The organism is Salinivibrio sp. SS3, from assembly GCF_001722105.1.
Taxonomy (GTDB): domain Bacteria; phylum Pseudomonadota; class Gammaproteobacteria; order Enterobacterales; family Vibrionaceae; genus Salinivibrio; species Salinivibrio kushneri.
The window spans coordinates 31,618-54,035 of the sequence record NZ_MEBQ01000044.1; the positions used below are offsets into that span (position 1 = coordinate 31,618).

22 protein-coding genes are annotated in these 22,418 nt (G+C 49.9%); 5 read left to right on the plus strand and 17 right to left on the minus strand.

Going from position 1 to position 22,418, the window contains the following annotated elements:
* Window positions 1-9: 9 nt before the first annotated feature.
* Both BGL48_RS13785 and BGL48_RS13790 read right to left on the minus strand, forming a co-directional pair.
* Window positions 10-1,134: a flagellin gene (locus tag BGL48_RS13785; RefSeq protein ID WP_069363202.1), complete on the minus strand. Its 1,125-nt coding sequence runs from the start codon at window positions 1,132-1,134 to the stop codon at window positions 10-12.
* Between the two features lie 267 nt (window positions 1,135-1,401).
* Window positions 1,402-2,544, minus strand: coding sequence for a flagellin (locus BGL48_RS13790; RefSeq protein ID WP_069363203.1), 1,143 nt, complete (start codon window positions 2,542-2,544; stop codon window positions 1,402-1,404).
* A gap of 444 nt (window positions 2,545-2,988) precedes the next feature.
* Between BGL48_RS13790 and BGL48_RS13800 the strand changes: the two genes are divergently transcribed.
* Window positions 2,989-5,091, plus strand: a complete 2,103-nt coding sequence (locus BGL48_RS13800) for a tetratricopeptide repeat protein (RefSeq protein ID WP_069363205.1) — start codon at window positions 2,989-2,991, stop codon at window positions 5,089-5,091.
* A gap of 106 nt (window positions 5,092-5,197) precedes the next feature.
* On the opposite strand, the gene flgL is transcribed toward BGL48_RS13800, so the two are convergent.
* The 13 genes from flgL to BGL48_RS13865 all read right to left on the minus strand — a co-directional run bounded on the left by flgL (window position 5,198) and on the right by BGL48_RS13865 (window position 17,945).
* Window positions 5,198-6,391 carry a flagellar hook-associated protein FlgL gene (gene flgL, locus BGL48_RS13805; protein ID WP_069363206.1) on the minus strand — a complete coding sequence of 398 codons (1,194 nt, stop codon included), beginning with the start codon at window positions 6,389-6,391 and terminating at the stop codon, window positions 5,198-5,200.
* Between the two features lie 11 nt (window positions 6,392-6,402).
* Window positions 6,403-8,280, minus strand: coding sequence for a flagellar hook-associated protein FlgK (gene flgK / locus BGL48_RS13810; protein ID WP_069363207.1), 1,878 nt, complete (start codon window positions 8,278-8,280; stop codon window positions 6,403-6,405).
* A 169-nt stretch (window positions 8,281-8,449) separates the two neighbouring features.
* Entirely contained in the window at window positions 8,450-9,400 is a 951-nt protein-coding gene (gene flgJ, locus BGL48_RS13815) for a flagellar assembly peptidoglycan hydrolase FlgJ (RefSeq protein WP_069363208.1), read from the minus strand.
* Window positions 9,401-9,408: 8 nt separating this feature from the next.
* Entirely contained in the window at window positions 9,409-10,455 is a 1,047-nt protein-coding gene (locus BGL48_RS13820; protein WP_369801983.1) for a flagellar basal body P-ring protein FlgI, read from the minus strand.
* A 67-nt stretch (window positions 10,456-10,522) separates the two neighbouring features.
* Entirely contained in the window at window positions 10,523-11,311 is a 789-nt protein-coding gene (locus tag BGL48_RS13825) for a flagellar basal body L-ring protein FlgH (protein WP_069363282.1), read from the minus strand.
* Between the two features lie 26 nt (window positions 11,312-11,337).
* Entirely contained in the window at window positions 11,338-12,126 is a 789-nt protein-coding gene (flgG, locus tag BGL48_RS13830; RefSeq protein WP_069363210.1) for a flagellar basal-body rod protein FlgG, read from the minus strand.
* 22 nt (window positions 12,127-12,148) lie between these two features.
* Window positions 12,149-12,898: a flagellar basal-body rod protein FlgF gene (flgF, locus tag BGL48_RS13835; protein WP_069363211.1), complete on the minus strand. Its 750-nt coding sequence runs from the start codon at window positions 12,896-12,898 to the stop codon at window positions 12,149-12,151.
* Window positions 12,899-13,070: 172 nt separating this feature from the next.
* A complete protein-coding gene (flgE, locus tag BGL48_RS13840; RefSeq protein ID WP_069363212.1) occupies window positions 13,071-14,384 on the minus strand; it encodes a flagellar hook protein FlgE in 1,314 nt (437 codons plus the stop codon).
* 24 nt (window positions 14,385-14,408) lie between these two features.
* A complete protein-coding gene (gene flgD, locus BGL48_RS13845; protein WP_069363213.1) occupies window positions 14,409-15,152 on the minus strand; it encodes a flagellar hook assembly protein FlgD in 744 nt (247 codons plus the stop codon).
* A 14-nt stretch (window positions 15,153-15,166) separates the two neighbouring features.
* Complete coding sequence (gene flgC, locus BGL48_RS13850) at window positions 15,167-15,580, minus strand: flagellar basal body rod protein FlgC (protein WP_069363214.1); 414 nt, start codon at window positions 15,578-15,580, stop codon at window positions 15,167-15,169.
* A gap of 3 nt (window positions 15,581-15,583) precedes the next feature.
* Entirely contained in the window at window positions 15,584-15,979 is a 396-nt protein-coding gene (flgB, locus tag BGL48_RS13855; RefSeq protein ID WP_046074968.1) for a flagellar basal body rod protein FlgB, read from the minus strand.
* Window positions 15,980-16,167: 188 nt separating this feature from the next.
* Entirely contained in the window at window positions 16,168-16,995 is an 828-nt protein-coding gene (locus BGL48_RS13860) for a protein-glutamate O-methyltransferase (RefSeq protein WP_069363215.1), read from the minus strand.
* Window positions 16,996-17,021: 26 nt separating this feature from the next.
* Window positions 17,022-17,945: a chemotaxis protein CheV gene (locus tag BGL48_RS13865; RefSeq protein ID WP_069363216.1), complete on the minus strand. Its 924-nt coding sequence runs from the start codon at window positions 17,943-17,945 to the stop codon at window positions 17,022-17,024.
* Between the two features lie 124 nt (window positions 17,946-18,069).
* Here BGL48_RS13865 and flgA point away from each other — a divergent pair, with 124 nt between their 5' ends.
* The 3 genes from flgA to BGL48_RS13880 all read left to right on the plus strand — a co-directional run bounded on the left by flgA (window position 18,070) and on the right by BGL48_RS13880 (window position 19,626).
* On the plus strand, window positions 18,070-18,762 hold the full coding sequence (flgA, locus tag BGL48_RS13870; protein ID WP_069363217.1) for a flagellar basal body P-ring formation chaperone FlgA: 693 nt from the start codon (window positions 18,070-18,072) through the stop codon (window positions 18,760-18,762).
* Window positions 18,763-18,851: 89 nt separating this feature from the next.
* A complete protein-coding gene (gene flgM, locus BGL48_RS13875; RefSeq protein WP_069363218.1) occupies window positions 18,852-19,175 on the plus strand; it encodes a flagellar biosynthesis anti-sigma factor FlgM in 324 nt (107 codons plus the stop codon).
* Window positions 19,176-19,191: 16 nt separating this feature from the next.
* On the plus strand, window positions 19,192-19,626 hold the full coding sequence (locus BGL48_RS13880) for a flagella synthesis protein FlgN (protein ID WP_069363219.1): 435 nt from the start codon (window positions 19,192-19,194) through the stop codon (window positions 19,624-19,626).
* Between the two features lie 310 nt (window positions 19,627-19,936).
* On the opposite strand, the gene BGL48_RS13885 is transcribed toward BGL48_RS13880, so the two are convergent.
* Together BGL48_RS13885 and BGL48_RS13890 are read right to left on the minus strand one after the other, a co-directional pair.
* Entirely contained in the window at window positions 19,937-20,371 is a 435-nt protein-coding gene (locus tag BGL48_RS13885) for an LPP20 family lipoprotein (RefSeq protein WP_069363220.1), read from the minus strand.
* A 24-nt stretch (window positions 20,372-20,395) separates the two neighbouring features.
* Window positions 20,396-21,031, minus strand: a complete 636-nt coding sequence (locus BGL48_RS13890; RefSeq protein ID WP_069363221.1) for a FlgO family outer membrane protein — start codon at window positions 21,029-21,031, stop codon at window positions 20,396-20,398.
* A gap of 210 nt (window positions 21,032-21,241) precedes the next feature.
* On the opposite strand from BGL48_RS13890, the gene BGL48_RS13895 reads away from it, so the two are divergent.
* Window positions 21,242-22,375, plus strand: a complete 1,134-nt coding sequence (locus tag BGL48_RS13895) for a flagella assembly protein FlgT (protein WP_069363222.1) — start codon at window positions 21,242-21,244, stop codon at window positions 22,373-22,375.
* Window positions 22,376-22,418 lie beyond the last annotated feature (43 nt).

Here is a 22,418-nt window from a genome sequence, read left to right on the forward strand (position 1 = left end):
GTGAATGGTTTAACCGAGCAAGCTCAGTGCGGCTTGTGGTGCCTGCTTGGCTTGCGCCAAAATAGAGGTACCAGATTGCTGCAAGATTTGTGACTTGGTCAAGTTGGTTGTTTCTTTGGCAAAGTCAACATCACGGATCCGGCTGTTAGAGGCCGAGACGTTTTCATTAACGTTATCCAAGTTGGAAATGGTGTGACTCAAGCGGTTTTGCTTCGCACCCAATTCCGCACGGTGAGAGTCGATAAACTGCATCGCGTTATCAATCATACCCACGGCTTTTTGCGCACCACCCATAGACGAAACATCAACATCTTTAATGGTTTCATCCACTTTGGTACCCATCGCTAGCGATGTTGCCAACGCGCCCGTGAAGGTAGCATCAGACCCAGCACCGGTGACGATTTGCAGCTCGCCATCTTCAGTGACAGACGCGCTCAACTTATCATCCGCTTGACCATTGATATAAGTCGCGATCTCTTCAATATCGTCGCCACCTTTGGCCGTCACGTTGATAGACGTAGACGTGCCGTCAGCGTTAGTGATATTGATGGCCATGGTGGCACCGGCAGTCGCTGTCCAACCTGCTGATTTTGCGTTAGCTGCCGTGAAGCTTGCCCCACCCATTTCGCTGTGGTCTGCACGGATGTTTTTAAACTCCATCATCACCGCTTCACCGGCGTCTGCCCCCACTTGGAAAGAGCGGGTACCGAAGGTACCGTTAAGCAGTTTCGCCCCACCGAACGAGGTCGTTTCTGCAATACGGTTCAGTTCGTCTTTCAGCGCAACAACCTCTTCTTGGATTGCGCTACGCTCAGCATCACCGTTGGCACCGTTAGCCGATTGCAGTGACAAGTCACGCATACGTTGCAAGATGTTGCTTGACTCTTCCATCGCACCTTCAGCGGTTTGCGCCATTGAGATGCCGTCGTTCGCATTTCGAACAGCCACGCCCAAACCACTGCTTTGCGCCATCAAACGGTTAGAAATCTGAAGGCCTGCCGCGTCGTCTTTAGCACTGTTAATGCGAGAACCGGATGACAAACGCTCCATCGAGTTGTTCAGCGCATCGGTTGAGTTATTCAAATAACGCTGAGCCGTCATCGCAGGGACGTTAGTGTTAACAGTAATAGCCATAACTATTCTCCTTTGGTTCTAGGTCCGGCTTCGCCCAGCTGACCAGGGAAAACCAGTATCAAAATTGTTCACAACCCATTTAGCGGCGCACGTTGAGAAAGCTTTAGCTTTTTTTATCGGTGCTTGGCGGTGCATTAACACCACTGCCGTAAGGCGCTATGAAGGTTAACGCCCAAAGGAGAAATATCTTTAGGAAGATTTTTAGAAAAAATGGCACAAAAAAAAGCGGCAACTGATTGCCGCTTTTAGTGTGCTGATATGCAAGCATTATTGCAGGAGGTTTAGTGCCGCTTGCGGCATCTGTTTCGCTTGTGCCAACATCGAGGTGCCCGCCTGTTGCAGGATTTGCCCCTTGGTCATTGCCGTGGTTTCTCGGGCAAAGTCGGTATCACGGATCCGGCTGTTAGACGCAGACACGTTCTCCTGGATATTGGACAAGTTACTGATGGTGTGACTGAGTCGGTTTTGCTTAGCACCCAAGTCCGCCCGTTGGCTATCGATATAGCGCATTGCAGAGTCAATGACCCCAACGGCCATTTGCGCGCCACCCACATCTGATACATCGACATCAGCAGTGGAGACCAGGTCACCATTACCGCTAGCTAAACCAAGCGATGCCGCTAAACCGCCGCTAAATGTGACCGCCCCCTGCACATCTGGCTCTTGCATAAATACTTGTAACTGTCCTTGCTCATCGACCGATGCTGTGAGCATTTCATCAGACTGACCATTGATGTAACTGGCCAGCTCTTCAACATCATCGCCCGCTTTTGCATTAATACTCAAGCTAATGTTTTCACCATCTTTGGTGGTGAACTGCAGCTGTAATGTCGAGGCTGCGCCATCCACTTCCCATCCAGCTGATTTGGGTTGACCGCCAACAAATTCTACGCCACCCATGCGAAAATCATCAGCGCGAATACTCGATAGTCCCATGATGATCGCCTCACCGGCATCGGCACCAATTTGGAACGAGGCTTCACCAAACGAGCCATTAAGCAATCGACGGCCACCAAACGCCGTGGTTTCAGCAATCCGGTTAAGCTCATCTTTCAGTGCTTCCACCTCTTCTTGAATAGCCACGCGCTCGGCTTTACCGTTGGCACCGTTTGCAGACTGGAGGGAAAGATCCCGCATGCGCTGCAAAATATTGGTCGATTCCTGCATTGCCCCTTCGGCGGTCTGCGCAATAGAAATACCATCATTGGCGTTTCGCATTGCCACATCAAGGCCACGTGTTTGGGCAACCAAACGGTTAGAAATCTGCAAACCCGCCGCGTCGTCTTTAGCACTGTTAATTCGGCTACCTGACGACAGACGTTCCATTGAATTATTCAACTCATCGGTCGCTTTATTCAGGTAACGCTGCGCAGTCATCGCAGACACGTTGGTGTTAACTGTTACACCCATTTTGCTCTCCTTTGACTTTCGCTTGCTTTGCGAAACAGCCTACCCGCGACGTGTTGCACTGTGTTTGGCGGTGCTGCGGGAACAGCTTGTTAATCAGTTTCAAAATCAGCCCGTTCAAAAACTGGCCGCTTGAATAAACAAATACAATATGTGTGCCAACTTTTATCAATCATTTAAAATCAAAGACTTAAATGGTTTTTTCATTCTCACAGCCAAGGCCAACTCGAAAAATTCTGCCGTTTTTCTGTGCTTAGCGGCAAGGTACGGCAATGCCTCGCCTAGCTTTTTGCCGTCTATATGAAAGTTAGCCTGCAAGTTAGCGGCCAACTTCTTTCAACAGTCGGACGCAAGGCATATTTTTTGCTAAATTATTGGTTTATCGATGCTCGCCAGCCTCATGCTGTGATGCACGAGGCTTTCACGGATAACAGGACGATGTAACCGATGACGCAAGACAATGACGGCCACACCAATATGACGCTGGATGACGCCTTTCAGCTCGGGATTCGTCTTTACCAAGAAGGGAAGAAACCCGATGCGCGGCAAGTATTCGAGCAAATACTGAGCCATGCCCCCGATACGGTTCAAGTGCGGCAAGTGCTGGCCGTACTGGATGCGGAAGCGGGACAATACGTGCAAGCAATGGCTCACCTTGACCACGCGCTTGAGCATGCCCCTGACGATCTGTCTTTGTTGTTCGATAAGGCACAGTTATTGACGCAACAAGGGCATAACCACGCGGCCATGGAAATCGTTGAAGCACTGTTTGCCGCCGCCCCCACCAACCAAGACATCCTTAATTTGCGTGAGCAGTTGACGGCCAAACTCGGCCTACAAGGAGAAAGTCGTCGAACGCATGCTTTGCGTGACGAGCTCCACCAGCTGAAGAACCAAGGGCTAGCGGATGAAATTAACAAAACCTTGTCAGTGGCAGCTGATTTGGTCGCTGATGGACACAGTGACCAAGCCGAACAGCTTTATCAAACCATACTCACCCTGGAGCCTGATTATCCACCTGCGCTAATGGCATTGGCACAGCAAGCATTGGATCAGAAAGCGTTCGGCAAAGCACAACAATTACTACTACGTGGCAGTGACAAAGCACAGGCTCATCCAATTTGGCAACTGTTACTCATCCGTGCAGAAGCCGGGCTGGGTGAGTATGCTAGCGCGCGCCAGCGCTGCTTAACGACCTATAAGCAAACACAAGACACGGCATTTATGCGTCAACTCCTGGTGGTTTATCTCAATGAAGCAAACTGGTTAGAAGCAAGCAAACTGGCCAAACAATGTTTGCGTGATGAGCCTGAGCGCGGTGAGTTACATTATGCTTATGCCCGTGCGACCTTCGAACTGCTCAAGCAGCACCATCAATTTACCCAAGATAAATTAACCGATTGCTACCAGATCCACGAGAAGGCGCTCAATCATGTCAAAGATAAACAAGCCAATACACTACAAGCACAATTGGGCGAGCTTGACTGGTATATGGGTAATATTGACCAAGCTCAGCAGCGCCTCGAGACCCTGCTAACTTCTCAGCCTGACGATCACGCACTGCGATTCAATCTGGCGTTTGTCTATCGCACGCAAATGGCATGGGAGAAATTCTATCAAGCCAATGAGGCGGGGATTGAGTGCGGTCGCCGCCTCAAATATCACGGTAACTTACCCCGTTGGGACTTATCTCGGCCTGAGACGGATGCCGTGCTTATCATGCCCGAGCAAGGGGTCGGCGATGAACTGGCTTATTTACATAACGTCGCCATGGTGGTTGAGCGCGCCCGTCAAGTCTATGTCGGCTGTGATCCTCGCTTGGAGCCGGTGTTGCGTCAGGCTTTTCCCAGCACGGAGATTGTGCCCATTTCTCGCACTGACGGAAAAGATATTTTTGTGCCAGAACATGTCCTAGCCGATATTGATAGTTGGATTGCCGGAGGGTCGTTAGCGGGCCTGTGCTACCACCACTTTGGGCGTCACCTCTATCAACAAACCTATATTGTCCCGGATGTCGCCGCCGATGCGCCTTGGATCGCCCCGTTAGCCGAGTTACATCAACAAGGGCCTGTGTTTGGTGTGTGTTGGCGAAGTGGCCTCGCCGCCGCCACGCGTAACATTCACTATTTGGTGGCAGATGAATTAGCGGGCTGGATCAAAACCATGCGCCAGCTTTGCCCTGACGCCCAATTTGTTAATTTACAATATGGCGAGTGTGATAAAGAGCTTAGTAAAATCAAGAAACAAACAGGGGTCGAGATCGTCACCTTGCCTGGATTGGAACTTAAAAATGATTTTATGGGAACGGCTCACGCGATCAAACAGCTGTCTGGGGTGTTTACCGCCGGGACAGCGGTACACAGGCTGACGGTTGCCGTTGGCACACCGTGTTATGTGTTTTTTGCCGGCCATCAGAACAGTGATATGCAAACCCCTGATGCCATGCCAGGCTACGCTGAGTACGCGTTCAGTTACCCGCCTATGCTCAAAGACAAGCAACCTCTGCTTGATGCCATGGCACGCCGTATAGTGAGTGATCTCTGCCCCTAAAGGATGAGCCCGCAAGCCTAACCGGAGACAAAACGGGGCCGCTGATGCGACCCCGTTTTCTTCTTATCCTCGGCACCTTGTGACAATCAAACGCTGACACTTTGGATTAGATATAATTAAACAGCGAGAGATCTTTGGTTTTGGCAAAGGCCTGCTGCGAGGCTTGCAGCGCGAGCATGTCCTCGTTCATATCGATGGCCGCTTGGGTATAGTCCAAGTCTTCCATGGTGCCCAGTGAGCGATTGAGGACCAACTTGAAGTCTTTGTGCATACTTTCTTGTCGGTCGAGTGTGGTCAACCGTGTGCCGACCTCTGAGCGTGCTTTGTTCAAGTGCTTGAAGGCCGCCGCAAACTGTTCAGTCACTTGGTGGAGTTCTGCCGTAGCAGACGCATCATCAATATCGGCATATGATAGCGCGGCACCATTTTTAAACGAATCGAAAATATTGAAGCTGTCTTGTCTTTCTAAATTGATGGTATCGCCTGGCTTCATCTCACCTTCGAAGGTCATTTTCAACGTGTTCCACTCAACGCCATTTTGCGGGTCATACAGCCCAGCACTGACTTCAGTGCCATCTTGCATCAACGAGTAGGTGGTATCGCCATTGGCATTAACATCAAAGGAAACCGAATAGTTAGAGGTATCCGCATCATTGGTATTTTCCGCTTTCGCCATCAGCAATAAAGAGCCATCTTCGAGATCATATTCGGGCTGATAGTCGCCAAAGGGATTATCAATTTCCATAAACAGTTTATCGCCTGGATCAGACGTCGGTACTTCCACCGCAGGGGCCACTTGGGCGGTACGAAAGTAACTATCTCCCGCATAACGCACATTGCCTTGACTATCACGATAAAACGGCTGTGTACTGGTCTGGGTACCGGAAAACAGAAAGTTACCTGACTCATCTTTGGTGTTTACCAAGTCCATAAAATTATCAAACATCCCTTGCAAGTCTTGCCGGTGCGCGGTGCGATCTTCCACCGATAATGAGCCGTTGATCATCGCCATCACTTTGCGTTTGGCGCCGTCCATGATTTGCTCGGACTCATCAATCGCGATTTCTTCGCGGGTTTGCCGGTTTCGCGCTAACGTAATCGAGTCAATAAATTGGTCAATTTGCTCATCTTGTTGGCGAAAGTTTTGAATGTAGATCGACGACACCGGATCATCACCGGATGTAATAACACGTTTCCCCGTCGCCATCTGCTCTTGGTTATCCTGTACCTTCACATTCTGGCGCATAATGTCGTTGGAGACAGACTGGTAATTGTGAAAGCTGGCAATACGACTAATCATACTGTCCTACCTTATCGCGTTGCATTGAGCAGAGAATCAAAGGTTTCATTGGCGGCGGTCATGATCCGTGACGCGGCCATATACGCGCGCTGAAACTTCATCATGTTGGCCGCTTCTTCATCCAGGTTCACCCCAGACACTTCCGCCACGCGACTTTCTGCGGCATCGTGTTCAACCATACTCACATCTTGTAGACGCTTATAGGAGGCTTTTTGTACCCCAAGATCGGTACTTAGCCCCTCATAAACATCGAGCACTGTCGAGCGACCGTTATCCATTAGTTTTTCCGTTTGCAGCTCTTGCATGCGGATCAGGTTACTGTTGTCACCATCCGCCGGGATCAAGCTGACCGCCAAGACATCATCGGGGGCCGCTTTATCGTTGACCTCAATAATGGTGCCGTTGACATCAATGGGTCCACCTGGCGGATAGGCCTCTGGCGCGACCAAGACTTGCCCCTTAGGATCGGTCACCGCAAATTGACTGCCGTCGGGGGAGAGCCGAACTTGAAACTCTTTTTGTCCACCGGCTTGTAAAATTCGTACATCACCGTCGCCGTTACTCACCGAGCTTGCACTGACATAGCTTTGTGCCGCGATATCCGCCGGATCGTCCATAGTCACACGCATTTGCCCTGCCGCTGAGCGGGCGGGCCGAATTAAAACGCGCTCATTAGCCGCCAACCCGGCATCCACTTGCACGCGCATCCCGTCGACATTAAAACTTGGCGGCGTGCCGCTGGGGGTCACCGTCGATTGCTTGCCATCTGGAGAGGTGAGGGTATATTGGGTGCCATCAAACTTGAGTTGATAATCCCCCCGTTTGAGCTGCTGAAGATCATCGATATAAACTTTCAAGTCTGCCGTGGAATCGCCGCTTTTTATCGCGCGCGCACTCGCAATACGGTCACTGTTATAGTCAGTGAAAATGTTCTTGCCAACCTCACCATTAAGATCGAACCCTTGCCCCTGTAAGTCATTGAGCGATTGGGAAAAGCCAATGGCCATCCGACCTAATTCGTCTCGCGCTTGTCCCAAGGTATCATCCCGATATTCAAACAATGCCCCGAGTTTGCCGCGGATGTCTTGATTAGAAATGGCTTTGACTGTCTTACCTTCCACCAATGCCAAACGACGCTCTTGATGATCAGGCTTACCCGGCAAGGTGGTCAACTCACTGCTATTCATGCCAGATACCAACATATGGCCACTGCCGATAATCACATTGAACAACCCATCTTCGCGCGTGTTCACACTCACCTGTGTATATTCAGAGAGCTCTCGGATCAACTTATCATGGCGGTCTAACAAGTCATTGGCTTCAGCGGGGGTTTTGAGCATTGCCTTATGCACGTCCACCAGTTCTTGGCCAATGTCATTCATCCGCTTAACGGTCGCGTCAATTTGAGAAGAGGTATCAATTGACTGCTGCTGCAAAACACCATAAACATCGTTCATGCCAGCGGCGACCATACGCGCTTTTTCGAGCACGACTTTACGAGCGCCCATGTCACTGGGGCTATCGGCCAGCCCTTTAACCGCGCCATAGAATTCGTTCATGTTCTCGGGGATTTTTTTGGCCGAGTGCGCCATCATATCGTCAAGCCGACCAAGCTGTTCATTGCGGGCAGCGGCATGAGAAAGGTTTGATGTTGAGACATTTAATTCGTTAACCGCAAACTTGTCATAGTTGCGACGGATTGCCGCGGCATGGACACCGGTGCCGTAATTATTGCCGCCCCAAAAGTGGACATCATTGGTTTTTTGCTCAACCGACTGACGACTATACCCCTCCGTATTCACGTTAGAGATATTGTGACCTGTTGTATTCAGCTGTCGCTGCGCAGTCAGTACGCCTTGCGACCCAAGGGAAAGCAGGTCCAAGCCCATTGTGCCTCCAAATAACCCGGCAATTAAAACGAGATACTAGGAAAAAAGCAAAAATTGAGCCAAGGAGAGGTCAAAAAGAAAAGTCATTGATAAACATGACGTTGAGAGAATAGTAAACCGCATCAAAGAGAGCAAAAAACAGAACGGCAAGCCCTTGCCTGCCGCTTTTCTAGTCCATCATGTCGCGGACTTGGTCGAGTACACGAATGACCTTATCCGCGTATTCCGGATCGGTCGCATACCCGGCTTGATGAAGCTCGCGAATAAACCGTTCAGGTTGCGCAGATTGTGATAAAGCTTGCTCATAGCGTGGATTATCACGTAAAAATGAGACGAAATCGTCAAAACTCTCTTGATAAGAGGGATACGAACGAAAGCTTGCCGTTTCTTTAACCGGGATCCCGTCATACACTTCCAGGGTTTGTGTAGCGACTTTATCGCCCCCCCAACGTTGATCCGCCTTTATATTAAACAAGTTATGACTGTTATCGCGGGCATTGGCAATCACCTTCTTTCCCCAACCGGTTTCTAGTGCCGCTTGAGCAAGAATAATCGCTGGATCAGTACCCAGCGCACGCGCCGCGCGACGTGCATGCGGCGCCAGCGTGTTTACAAAGGAGTCTGGCGAATCAAAGCCTTGTGACCTTTGGGACGCGGGGAGACTGGTGGCTGGCGGCGCGATAGACTGGCTATCGAGCGCCGCTATCGCCTGTTCTGCTGCCTCTCGACTACGATTTTGATCCAACGGCAAAGATTGCGCCGACGCGCGAGCCGCTTCATTCATGTCTGGCTGGCTGTCGCCCTGCGCTTTGCCTAATTGTTCAACAATCATATCCGCGAGCCCCAGTGAGCCTTCTCGGCTGAGTTCACTGGCCATCTGCTCATCAGCCATCTGCTCATAAAACTTCGAGGTACGATCATCAATCAAGTCAGACTCAAATGCCTCATTGGCATCACGCATCGACTTGAACAGCATCTGGGTAAATAAGGACTCGAACTGCTCCGCCGCTGAACGCAACGCCGCTTTTTCATCCCCTTCTTCTCCTTTCACGGCTTGGCGACGTAATGAATCGAGCTGGCTTATATCGTGTACAAATTGACTATCAACAGGAGATTTCATGCGTTGCCCTATATCACTATCAATTGGCCATCGATGGCCCCGGCTTGTTTCAGCGCTTGCAAAATCGCCATGAGATCCGAGGGTGCCGCGCCAACCCCATTCACGGCACGTACGAGATCGTCTAGGGTCACGCCAGGTTTAAAGTGGAACATTCGCCCTTCTTCTTCCTCAACATTGATCTCAGTATCAGGCGTGACCACAGCTTCACCGCCTCCTAGTGGATTAGGTTGATCAACGTTGAAGTCCTCTTGTATGGAGACCGTCATTCCCCCATGAGTAATGGCGGCTGGGCGAAGGCGAACATTTTGCCCAACCACAATGGTGCCGGTGCGAGAGTTAACGATTATTTTTGCTGCCGCATCACCCGGCTGAAACTCAATATTTTCCACGGTGGATAAGAAAGCCACGCGCTGGCTCACATCGCGTGGCGCTCGGACTCTCACTGAGGTCGCATCCATGGCCGATGCGGTAGACGGACCAAGAAAGCGATTAACCGCATCCGCCATACGCTGTGCGGTGGTAAAGTCGGATTGGAACAGGTTAAAGGTCAGGTAATCACCACGACCAAAGGGATTAGGGACTTCCCGCTCAACGGACGCGCCATTGGTAATACGGCCAACGGTTGGGGTGTTGCCCACCAGCTGAGAGCCATCGGCACCGGTCGCGCTAAAGCCACCGACAATCAAGTTTCCTTGTGCGGTTGCATAGACCTTACCATCCAAACCTTTGAGAAAAGTTTGTAGCAAGGTGCCGCCACGTAAGCTCTCTGCCGACCCAATCGACGACACAGTAACGTCAAGTTTTTGACCTTGTTTGGCAAACGCAGGCAGATCAGCGGTGACGGCGACGGCGGCAATGTTGGCCGATTGAGGATTGATATCTGGCGGCAATTGGATGCCAAAGTTTTCTAGCATCGACTTAAAACTTTGATCGGTAAAGGGCGTGCTCTCGCCGGTACCCGGTAACCCCACTACCAAGCCATAACCCGTTAGGGTGTTACTGCGTACCCCAGCCACCTCCGCCACATCTTTGATGCGCGCGGCCAGGCTTGGCATCGCCACCGTCAGCAGGACTATCGATAACAACCACTTTTTCACGTCAACTCTCCGGCACATTGTAGGGCTACAAGGTGACATTAAAGAATCGTGCCAACCAGCCTTGTTCTTGGGTATCTTGTCGCTCACCGGTGCCTGAATACTGAATTCTGGCGTTGGAAATTCGGGTCGATGCAATGGTGTTGTCAGGGCCGATATCGGCCGGACGAATGGTGCCGCTGAGACGAATGTACTCATCCCCGGAGTTCAAAGTAAGCCACTTTTCACCACGCACCATCAGGTTACCGTTCGCCAGCACATCCACCACCTGCACAGAGATAGAGCCTTGAAGACTGTTACTTTGATCCGCTGAGGTAGAGCCAGTTACCGAATTGTCATTACTGACTTCGTAAGACAAGGTTCGCTCGCCAATGGTGATCTCTTCACCACCAAGCGAGAGGGGATCCATGGTCAGATCATTGGATTTGGCTAAGTCAGAACTGGCGCTTTTTTGTGCTTGGGTATTTTCTTCCAGCATCACGGTCACAATGTCGCCTAGCCCGCGAGGCTTGGAGCCATCATAGAGATCACGCTGTTCACTGGCATTAAACAAAGAGCCCGTTGCCGTGGCATAGTGCTCAGGAGGTTGTTGTGGGCGAATCGGCGACCATGCTGGATCGTCAGCTTTGGGATCATCACGTTGGCGCAACAAACCAATCAAGCCTTCGCTCTCTGGTGTGGTGTCCCCTTCTACCGCGTCGGTGGTCGAGGTCGCTTGGTCAAGATCACTGCCTGTATCTTGTTGCCCCGGCAATGAACAGCCACCCAGCCCCAACAAGGTGGCAAAGAAAAGGCCTGGGATTAATATACGTTGCACCGACATCATTGCCTCCTAAACCTTACTTAAAGCTGCTGATTGACGTAGCTGAGCATCTGGTCAACCGACGAGATCACTTTGGAGTTCATTTCGTAGACACGCTGAGCCTCAATCATGTTCACCAGCTCTTCAGTCACATTGACGTTAGAGGTTTCCAGCATCGATTGCTTGACTTCACCAAAGCCATCAAGCCCGGGAACGCCTTCTTGTGGATCACCACTCGCGCCGGTGGGTAGGTAAATATTTTGGCCTATTGGCTCCAACCCACCTGGGTTAATGAAATCCACCGTAGTAATTTGACCCAGTACCTGGTTCTCTTGCTGACCTCGTAATCGCACAGACACTTCACCATCGGTTCCAACCGTCACTTGCACCGCATCGTCAGGAACGGTGATTTCAGGCTCTAAGGTGTAACCTGAACCTGACGTCACTATCGTGCCTTCATCATTCAAGGTAAATTGACCGTTACGCTGATAGCCGATGTTGCCATCAGGGAGCAGCACTTGGAAAAAGCCGTCTCCCTCAATCATCATGTCGAGGGCATTGTCTGTGGTTTGCACATTACCATTGGTGTGGACACGCTGGGTGGCCACCACCTTTGAACCGGCACCGAGCATCAATCCACTTGGCAACTCAGTGTTCTGTGAGGATTGCCCACCTGGTTGGTTAATGTTCTGGTAGAAGAGATCTTCAAACACCGCGCGTGATTTTTTAAACCCGACCGTGGATGCGTTGGCTAGGTTATTCGAAATCGTCGAGATATTGGTCTGCTGCGCATCAAGTCCGGTTTTACTGACCCATAATGCTGGATGCATAATTACTTCCTCTTAATAAACCTTAGCCAAGCCGCAATAGTGATGCTGACGACTCGTCCATTTTTTCTGCGGTTTTCATTAATTTCACTTGCATTTCAAAATGACGTTGCAAGTCAATTAACCCAGTCATCTCACCCACAGCGTTGACGTTACTGCCTTCTAACGCCCCTGTTTGCAGCGTGACACCAGCATCGGCTGGAAACACGGTGCCGGCCTCTTTGGGTTTGAACACGCCGTCTTTGTCTTTAAAGAGATCTTGATTATCTGGGCGAACCAGTTTGATTCTATCCACCACTTCCATCGCATCAGGTGGCGCACCTTGGGGGAGTACAGAAACACCGCCGTCTTTGCCCACTTCTATTTTTGCTGCAGGGAGGGGAATAAATATCGGGCCCCCACTCTCTCCGAGAATGAGGTTACCATTACTGTTTTGGAGTAGGCCGGTTTGATCCACTTTGAGATGGCCGGCACGGGTGTAGCCTTCTTGCCCTTGGCTGTCTAGCACTGACATCCAGCCTTCACCTTGCACCGCCACATCCAGATTACGACCTGTGGTAATGGTTGAGCCTTGCTCGAAGCTGTATCCAGGTCGCTCAGTCATATTGAATACTCGACTGGGTAACCCCTCGCCATAAGCTTGCATTGATCGAGACTGTTCAAGGTCAGCCCGGAAACCGGTGGTGCTGACATTGGCCAAGTTATTAGCGCGCAATTGCATAGCCTGCATATCTTGCTTTGCGCCACTCATGGCAAGGTATAACGAGCGATCCATAATTGGTTGCCTCCACAATCGTTCTACACAGAAGAAAGCAAAGAGCGTGCCAGTAATTTTATGCCTTTAAGATCAATCTATTACTAGTATTTTCGCCGCCAGAAAGGGGGAAGAAGAGAGAGGAAATGGAAAAGCCTTGCCGCCCTATCAGTGGGCGGCAAGGTTAATGTCACTAACGGATTTGTAGAATATTTTGTTGCATCTGGTTACTCACTTCCAAGGCACGTGAGTTAGCCTGAAAGTTTCGCTGCGCGGTAATCAAGTCAACCAACTCTTGGGTCATATCGATATTGGACTGCTCGATCGTCCCGCTTTTTACCTGACCAAAGGCGCCTTGCATCGCTTCACCAAAAACGGGGTCACCCGAATCTTGAGTCACATCCCATTGGGTATTGCCTACTTGGGCTAAGCCTTGCTGGTTGGCGACGCGCACCATCGCAACCCGCCCCAACGCGACATTTTCACCGTTACTGTAGGTCGCCATAATGGTGCCTTTAGGATCAATATCGACCTTGGTAAGATACCCCGTGGTTGCACCGTCGTCAGTAAATTTACGCATCTCAAACGGCGCGGCATATTGAGTCGGATTATCGAAGTTGAGCGTGAGCTGCTGGTCACCGTCAGCCCCGTTCATTTCTAGCCCTGCTCCCGCTGGCCCCAAGGCATCGGTCACGATCGGGTTACCGCCATTGATGCTGTTCACCGAGCCATCGGAGTTAAAGTCGATGGTGTGGCCAACCTGTCCAGCGGCATTGGTGACATTACCGCCTTGGATATTCACCGGCTTCTCACCTTCAGGATCTGTCATGGTGTAGTACACCGACCAACTGTTCGGATTCGCCGGATCGTTACCTTTTACATAATACGTCGACAATTTGTACGGCTGACCCAGTGAGTCATAGACCGTTGCCGACGTTTGCTTGTTATAGGTTTCTGGATCTTCAAAATTAAACTGTGCGGGATCTTTCTCTTCCCCGCCGGCCGGTAAGTTCAAGCCAATATCGACATTTTCTGATGCACGAGGCTGGCCAAACTGATCGGGCACATTGAGCGACTGCGGCTCATAAGACGAAACCTGCTGGGTGTCAGGGTCGACATTATAACCGAGCAAATACTGACCCTCAGAGTTGATAATGTCGTTATTTTTATCAAGGTGGAAGGCACCGTTGCGCGTTAAGTGGTAATCGTTATTTTGCAGCTTGTCATTTGACACGCCGAAAAAGCCGTTACCGCTAATCCGCAAATCAAGTGGGTTGTTGGTGTAGATACTTGAGCCTTCGTGGAACTGCTGTGCCACGGTCGACGTTTGTACACCGGTCCCGTTAGTGGTCTTCGAGTTTGAGAAGATGGACGTTGAGTAGACATCACCAAACTCAGCACGCGATTCCTTAAAGCCATACGTATTGGCATTCGAGATGTTGTTACTGGTGGTGTTCATGTCTTTCTGGGCCGCACCAAGGCCACTTAACGCAATATTAAAACCCATTGCTTTTCACTCCTAATAAATCGGTTAGCCTTTCGTCACATTTCCGACGTCGGCGTTACCGACCTCTAGCACTTCAGCCAGTTTCATCGGTGAGGAAAAGCCAGCAATATTCAACATCACATTGCCATCGCCATTCCCCAGCAAGACACTGTTTACATTGGCATAGGTCGACACATCAAACTCTTGGGTTTGGCCATCAACCATGCCACTTACTTTAATTTTGTACGTGCCCTCCGGCATAGGATTGCCGTTATCGTCGAGCCCGTCCCATTCAACGCGGTGATCACCCGGCGGCTTAGCGCCCATACTGAAGGTCCGCAATAGTTGCCCTTGCTCGTTTTCCACCCGAACACTGACATTATCCAGCGCTTGGGGCAGCTTCACCATTCCTGCAACACCGCCCGTTTCACCTTTCACCCCGGTGGAGCCGGGGACGAGGACGTCACGTCCAACCAAAGATGACGCTTGCAATGCCTGGTTAGACGTAATCGACTCATTGAACGTATCAAATTGCTTATTCATTTTACCGATGCCCTCAACCGTGGCAAACGACGCCATCTGTGAGATCATCTTGTCATTATCGACAGGTTTAGACGGATCCTGCTGTGACAGCTGTTTGGTGAGCAATTTGAGAAAGTCTTCCTGCTCGAGTGCTTGTTTACCCGTGGTCGAGTCTTGCTTCTCTTGCAGTTTTTTCTCTTGCTGCGCCTTTAGCTGGTCAATGTAGGACAGTCCGTTTGTTGAACCTGTACCGTCGATTCCGGCCATCTTCGCCTCCTACATTACTGACCCATCTGAAGCGTACGCATCAGCATTTGTTTACTCGCATCGGCCACCTGCACATTGGTTTGATAGGCGCGCGATGCGGAAATCATATTCGCCATCTCTTCCATCACATTGACGTTCGGCTTAAAGATATACCCTTCATCATTCGACATCGGATGGTTGGGGTTATATTCCGCGCGTAATGGTTTCTGGCTTTCGACAATACCATCAATGTTGACTGGCACACTTTCACCCTGCTGCTTAAAGCGATTAAGCTCCGAAGAGAAAATCGGATGCCGGGCTCGATACGTCTCTTCAGCAGAGCTGCTCACCGAATTGGCATTGGCCAGGTTACTTGATGTGGTGTTCAATCGTACTGATTCGGCACTCATCGCCGATCCCGACACGTTAAAAATATTAAACAAACTCATCGATTATTTCCCATTCAATGCCTTTTTCATGTTCTTGAACTTAGAGCCAAGAAAATCCAGTGAGGCTTGGTATTCCAGTGCGTTCTGCATGAACAAGTTCTTTTCTAATTGCGCATCAACCGTGTTGCCATCGCCGGTATCTGGCTGTGTGGGGATACGGTACTTCTTTTCCCCCATCACTTGGCTAGAGGCAGCAATGTGCCGCTCATTGGTGCGGCTTAGGCCAATACTTGCCTCGGATGTTGCCGCTTTTAGGGCGCGTTGAAAGTCGATGTCTTGCGCCTTGTAACCTGGCGTGTTGGCATTTGCAATGTTGCTAGACAGGGTTTCTGCCCGCTTGCCTCTTACGCCAACCGTGTGCTGGTGCACACCAAGTGCATTGTCAAATGTGATCGCCATGGACAACCTCCGAGTTCTTACTGCATGGAATAAAGCAAACAGGGTGCCAAGTTTCTAGCAAGGCTTCTTTTTTATCTTAAACCCAGGTGGGACGTGGACTGAGAGCAGGGGCACTGATGAATGAAAAACGAGAGCGCGAGACTAGGAGGCAAAAAAGCGGCAAACAATGTGCCGCTTTTTGCCGTCCTCTATTTAAGCTTATAAATAATGCCAGGGTTACACCGAATCATCTCGAACTTGTCAGTTAACCCCGTGAGTGACTCCGACGCGCCCAAGATCAAATAACCGCCGGGATTCAGTGCTCCCGCCATTTGATTCAACACTTTGGCTTTCATATCAGGTGAAAAGTAAATCAATACATTACGACAGAAAATGATGTCAAACTTGCCTAAAAGGCTGTAGCTTTCCATCAAGTTTTGTGGGCGGAAGGTCACCATGCGCTTTATATTGTCTTTGATCCGCATTTTGCCGTCACCGACATCTTCAAAAAACGTACGACGACGCTCTGGCGACAGCCCACGTCCTAGTGCTAGGTTGTCATAAATTCCCTGACGACAGGCTTCTAACATCGACGTGGAGATATCGGTGGCGGTGATGCTTACGCTGCCCATCATGCCAGGTTTACGCTGCTGGGTTTCCGCGACTGTCATGGCAATCGAATACGGCTCTTGTCCTGACGAACTCGCCGAGGACCAGATTTTAATCGGTTTACGTGATTTAGCCAGCTCGGGTAACAAGCGATGTGCCAGCACCTCATACGGATAGGTATCACGAAACCACAATGTTTCGTTGGTGGTCATCGCATCAATGGCCGCAACCGCGAGTTCACGATTACGCCCCGTAATCACCGACTTTATCAATTCTGACAGCGACCCCACGCCAAATTTATTCACCAGCGGGCTCAAGCGGCTACGTACCAGATACTGCTTGCTGTCTCCCAGTACGATCCCACACTTGGCTTCGAGATGTTTGCAAAAGTCTCGATATTCTTGGTCACTGATTGCTACATTTGTCATTAATTAACTCAATCGCTTTGGTTGGGTTACGACTTAACCGCCTCGAGTACGGCAGAGCCCAATTCGTCAGGGTCGAACTTCGCGATAAACGAGTTAGCCCCGACACGCTCAACCATGGCCTCATTAAATACCCCACTCAATGATGAGTGCAATACTACATGAAGATCTTTAAGACTCGAATCTTTTCTAATCTCAGTTGTGAGGGTATACCCATCCATTTCAGGCATTTCGATATCGGAGATCACCAAGGCAAGTTGACTGTAGATGCTTCCCTCAGCGGCCATTTCTTTCAGTTTTTCGAGTGCTTCTTTGCCATCTTGTACCAAGATAACGTCATAACCGACGCTTTCAACCGCGCGCTTCACCTGTCGGCGTGCAACGCTGGAATCATCGGCCACTAGCACTTGACTCGGAGCACTCTCTTCCCGCTCTTCACGTTTCGAGAGTACTTCCTCACTCACATCTTCATTCACAGGTGCGATTTCATTGAGAATTTTCTCAACATCGAGCACTTCCACTAACTCGTTATCAATTTCGGTAACCGCCGTGAGGTAGTGGGATCGCCCTGTCCCTTGAGGAGGGGGGAGAATTTTTTCCCAGTTCATATTAACGATACGCTCGACCGAGCCGACAAGGAAGCCCTGCATCGAACGGTTGAATTCTGCAATGATCACAAAGCGATTCTCTGGATCAGGAATAGCTGGCCCGCCAGTTGCTAGGCTCATGTCGATGACAGAAACGGTTTGACCGCGGATGTGAGCCACTCCTTTCACCAAAGGATGCAAATTTGCCATTGCGGTGAGTCGTGGGCATTGCAGCACCTCTTTGACTTTAAATACATTAATGCCAAAGCGCTGTTTTCTCATCAGGCGGAAAGTCAACAGCTCTAACCGGTTTTGTCCTACCAGCTGCGTACGCTGGTTGACCGAATCAAGAACACCACCTGTCATAAGATAAACTCCATATTGCCCCGTTTTTTTTGTAGAGTAGCATGGTAATCATAGTGGGTAATCACATGACTCTCGAGAAAAGAAGGGATTTTTTTCTTAACGTCCGCTACTGCTGGATTGAACTATGTCCAAGATATCATGTTTATTTATCGTCGTTTGGCTTACAAGCTTTAGCGTAAGTATAGCTGCTGCGACAGTAAGTCAAATTGAAGCGGTGCAAGAAGCCGCGGAGGCGCATGTCGCCGATATTATTTCGCTGCCTAAAAATGGCGAACTCAACATCGCGGCGGGGAACCTTGATTCGCGTATGCGTCTCACCGATTGCCCCGTGCCACTCGACACCAAAGTGCCAGGTCGTCAACAGATTAATACCTCAGTGACCGTGATGGTGTCTTGTGATCGAGACAACTGGCAAGTGTATATTCCGGTTAAAATCGAGCTGATGACCCCCTCGGTTGTCGCAAAGCGACCGCTCAATCGTGGCATGACTATTGCTTCAAATGATGTAGCCGTTCAGATGGTAAATAGTCGGTTTCAACGCGGGCATACCTATACGCAACCCGCACGTTTAATTGGCTCTAAAGTCAAACGAACCGTGGGGATAGGTGAACCGATCAGCAGTAACGATGTCTGCGCCGTGTGTCGAAATGATGACGTTTTGATCACTGCGCAAGGAAACGGACTGAACATTGTTGCAAAAGGCACGGCATTAAGTGATGGCGCTCTAGGTGAGCAAATAAAAGTGAAGAACAATAAATCTAACCGGATTGTCGATGCTACAATCTCAGCGGTCGGCGAAGTAACGGTTAATTTCTAACTTTTTACGTCACACTGCTAAAGTAACAGCAAGGTGTGCCGATACGCTGAGCGACGGACTCAAAAAGCGACTGACAGTAAGGCGATGTTATGGCGAGTATTGACCAACTACGTGGTAATCAGCAACCCCTGACCACAACTCGTAATACGAGTAACCAGACCCAAACACAAGAAACGCAAGGCGGCTCAGTTCGTGAACAGCAAGGGGTGAAAGCCCAAGACGACGCTGTTTCGCTCAGCCAGCAAAGCCAAGTGATCGATAAAATGAATCAGAAAATGGCATCTGAGCCCTATTTTGATAGCGCTAAAGTTGATCAAATCAAACAAGCAATATCAAACGGCTCTTATAAAGTGGATCCTGACAAGCTTGCCGCAAACATGATGCGTTTCGAGAACGATCTCAACGACAGCTAAGCTGATTGGAGTGGTTATGACCCCTACTGCGCCTTTAACAACCTTGGTTGAACAGCAACTCGAGCGAGTTCAAGCGCTACAAAGCGTGCTCGAGCAAGAAGCCGGTGTCATTGCCAGCCGCGCCTCCGAAGATATCGAAGCAATCGCCAAACAAAAACAATCACTTATCAACGAAATTCAACGCAATGACGCGCAAATCAGTCGTCACCCTGAACGTGATTTGCTTAACCATGATCAGGCGTTAATTGAACACGTGAGTGCCATTCAATCCACGCTCTCTGCCTGTAAACAACAAAATGAAACCAATGGTGTTGCACTTCAGCGCGCCAGTTTAAGCATTCATCGCCTGCGCAATCTGTTCCAAGAAAGCGGTGGTAAGTCAGAACTGACCTATAACCAAGACGGTAACGCATCGGGGAGAAAAACCCTGGGCACTAACGTCAAAGCGTAACGTCCTCCCCACGCACCACCACGCCTAACGGCCAGACACGCCGAATCTAACGGATACTTGTGAGCTTTACTTTCCTTACTTGCCTTATCGCCGTGCTTCCATCTGCCTGTCTTTTGCCGACTCTAGTTTGTTCCCTAAGACAGCGTGATGCGCTATCGCGCCACTATAGAGCCTGATTCAAGCACTAAAAAAGCGAGCATAGTGCTCGCTCTCCGTCTAAAAGACTAGGTCGTTTGTTACACCCGCCCGCTTGAGTGCCAAGATGTTGGCGTCATCCATCGTATTTAACCAGAGAAAGACGCCCTAACGCCTAGAAAATAATATTATTGTTACTCGGTACAGGCTGCGCTTCGCCATAGCGTTTCATTTTCTGCATGGTATCAAGATCAAGTTCGAGTTCTGTGACGTAGCTGTCCCCCACTTTATAACTGGCCACCACTTCGGCACCGCGAATAATGCCATCGACGGCGCCTTGCGTATTGTCACGACCTAAACTTTGATCGTTGACGCTCGAACGGCTGCTGACCCGCAAGCCATAAACTTGCTCGCTCAACTCTTTGTAGGCGTCCACTTTAGAGGCACGCATAGCACGGGTTTCTTTTTCTTCTTGGGTTGCGCCTTGTTGCGCACTGATCGATGCCATTCCCACCGCAGAAATGATATTTTCTTCTTTCATCTTGGTTAATGGCTGACAGGCTGACAGCATCAGCAAGATTGTGATGGCAAGTCCTTGTTTCGTAAACATTTATCTACCTTACTCTTTCCTATACTAAGGTTTTAGCACCACTGTCTCACGCTTCACGCGATTTTGATCATCTCGAATAATCACGCCATCGCGTTTGCGAACCTTGTATAAACTATCAATATCACGCCCAATACGATCGGCCGGCAAGAAGCCTTGCGCCGAGGCAACCACCACGCGAGATTCCATACCGATTACCCGGGCATTGACCAATACCCCGCCACCTTGACGCAACATAGTTCCCGTCAATACATAATCGATTTGTTGTTCAGGGTTCAGCTCTTTCCAGTCTCGGCTAATGGTAAAATCGCCGTCTTCCGTGACCCGAATCGCGCCCGTCGATTTAAAGTCAATCACCGTAAAGCCGCGGCGCTGCATTTGGTAAATCAGCCCCTCGGTCACGGTATTACCTAACCAGTTGGTCTCATCCATTTTTTGCAAATCAACAAACGAGGTAACCGCCAAGGGCGTTCGCGCTGTCAAATACGCATTGGTGGCTAACAGCTCATCGGCCATGCTATTTAGAAAGTAATCAAGGGTGTGACGTGGCCGCTGCTTAAGGAAAAACTCACTGCCCGAATACGGCTCTTTGCCGTTATAAATTGGCGTGTAAGCACAGCCTGTTACCCATAGCGCTACTATCGCCACTATCCACTTTTTCATCGTATCATGCTCCGCGCTCAGTCATCGATGTGAGACAAGTGTGTCATTAAGGGTATCGGTTGATTTCATTAAACCTTTACCTTTGATTGCTGGCTCTATTTGGGTACACAACTTGCATCAGCGTCTTTGCGTCATCTTTTTGGTAGGTCTTAACCCTACGCACTAATAGATTGAAAGCAATTTCCATACCCACTAAGTGAGATCTTGACTATGAAAACCCTTTTGGCGCGGTTAACGCTCATTGTCAGCCTGAGTGTCGCTCCTTGGGCGCACGCGGCGTGGTATGAAGTATCAGCCAGCTCCCCGATACTCGAAAGCCAGCAAGCCGCCCGTGTTCGGGCACTTGAAGCCGCAACTTTTGATGCCATGCGCTTCGCCGGTGCCGATGTAGGCAGCTTGCAGCAACTCAAGCGATTTTACTCGCAAGTCAAAGCTGGTTATCAGTTTAGCGGCAATGCGGTGCGCGAAGTACAAGTGTTAGAAGAAGGCACTCAAGGCGGCAATTATGTTGTCAATCTGCGCTTAGATATCTATCCATCGGCAAACGCTTGCCACAAAACCCAGTATAAAAAAGGTATGGTGTTAACACGTTTTCCAATTGTTTCCCCCCAACAAGCCGCATTAGGGGGCATTTATCAATTTGGCGATGACTTTTCGGTACTCCTTAACCGTGAGATAAAACAACACGCACAAAGCTTTGTTGGGCGTGGTATCGCCAATGTCGATGTCTCGCCCAATGCGCCCCGTACGGTGGCCATGTTAGCGGAAGACAAAGACGCGCAGTTTGTGATCACAGGCGCAATCACTGACTTGTCTGCCACAACCGACGCCAGTGGCTTTGGTGAAGCACAAAATAACCGCCAGTTGGCCGTCAATGTTCAGGCAATGGACAGTGAGAGTGGTGAAGTCATATTTCAGCGCCGCTATCGCGATGTCGCCCAATGGCCGTTTGAACGCCATAGCCAAGTCGATACTCAGACCGCGCGCTTTTGGCAATCTCCTTATGGGCAAATGGCACGCCGAATGAGTCGAAATATATTGTTAGATTTGGAGTCGTCACTGTCTTGTCGCGCCAGCAAGCCAGAAATCGTCGCCCTCAAAGACAATATTGCACAAATCAATGTCGGGCGTATCAATGGAGTGAAACAAGGCGATCAATTAAACCTTTGGCACATTGCCTCGTTTACCGATGATTTAGGTATCGTCCGTACTCAACGTCGAAAAAGCGGGATCACTCTGACTGTTGCACGCGTTTATGAAAGCAGCGCTGAAGCCGTGGTTCAGCCCAATAACCTCAGCGGCAGCATACAAATCGGCGACATAGTGACCAAAGGGGTTAATTAAATGAAAACAGGCGCTTAAATCGCGCCTGTTTTTACGTATAATA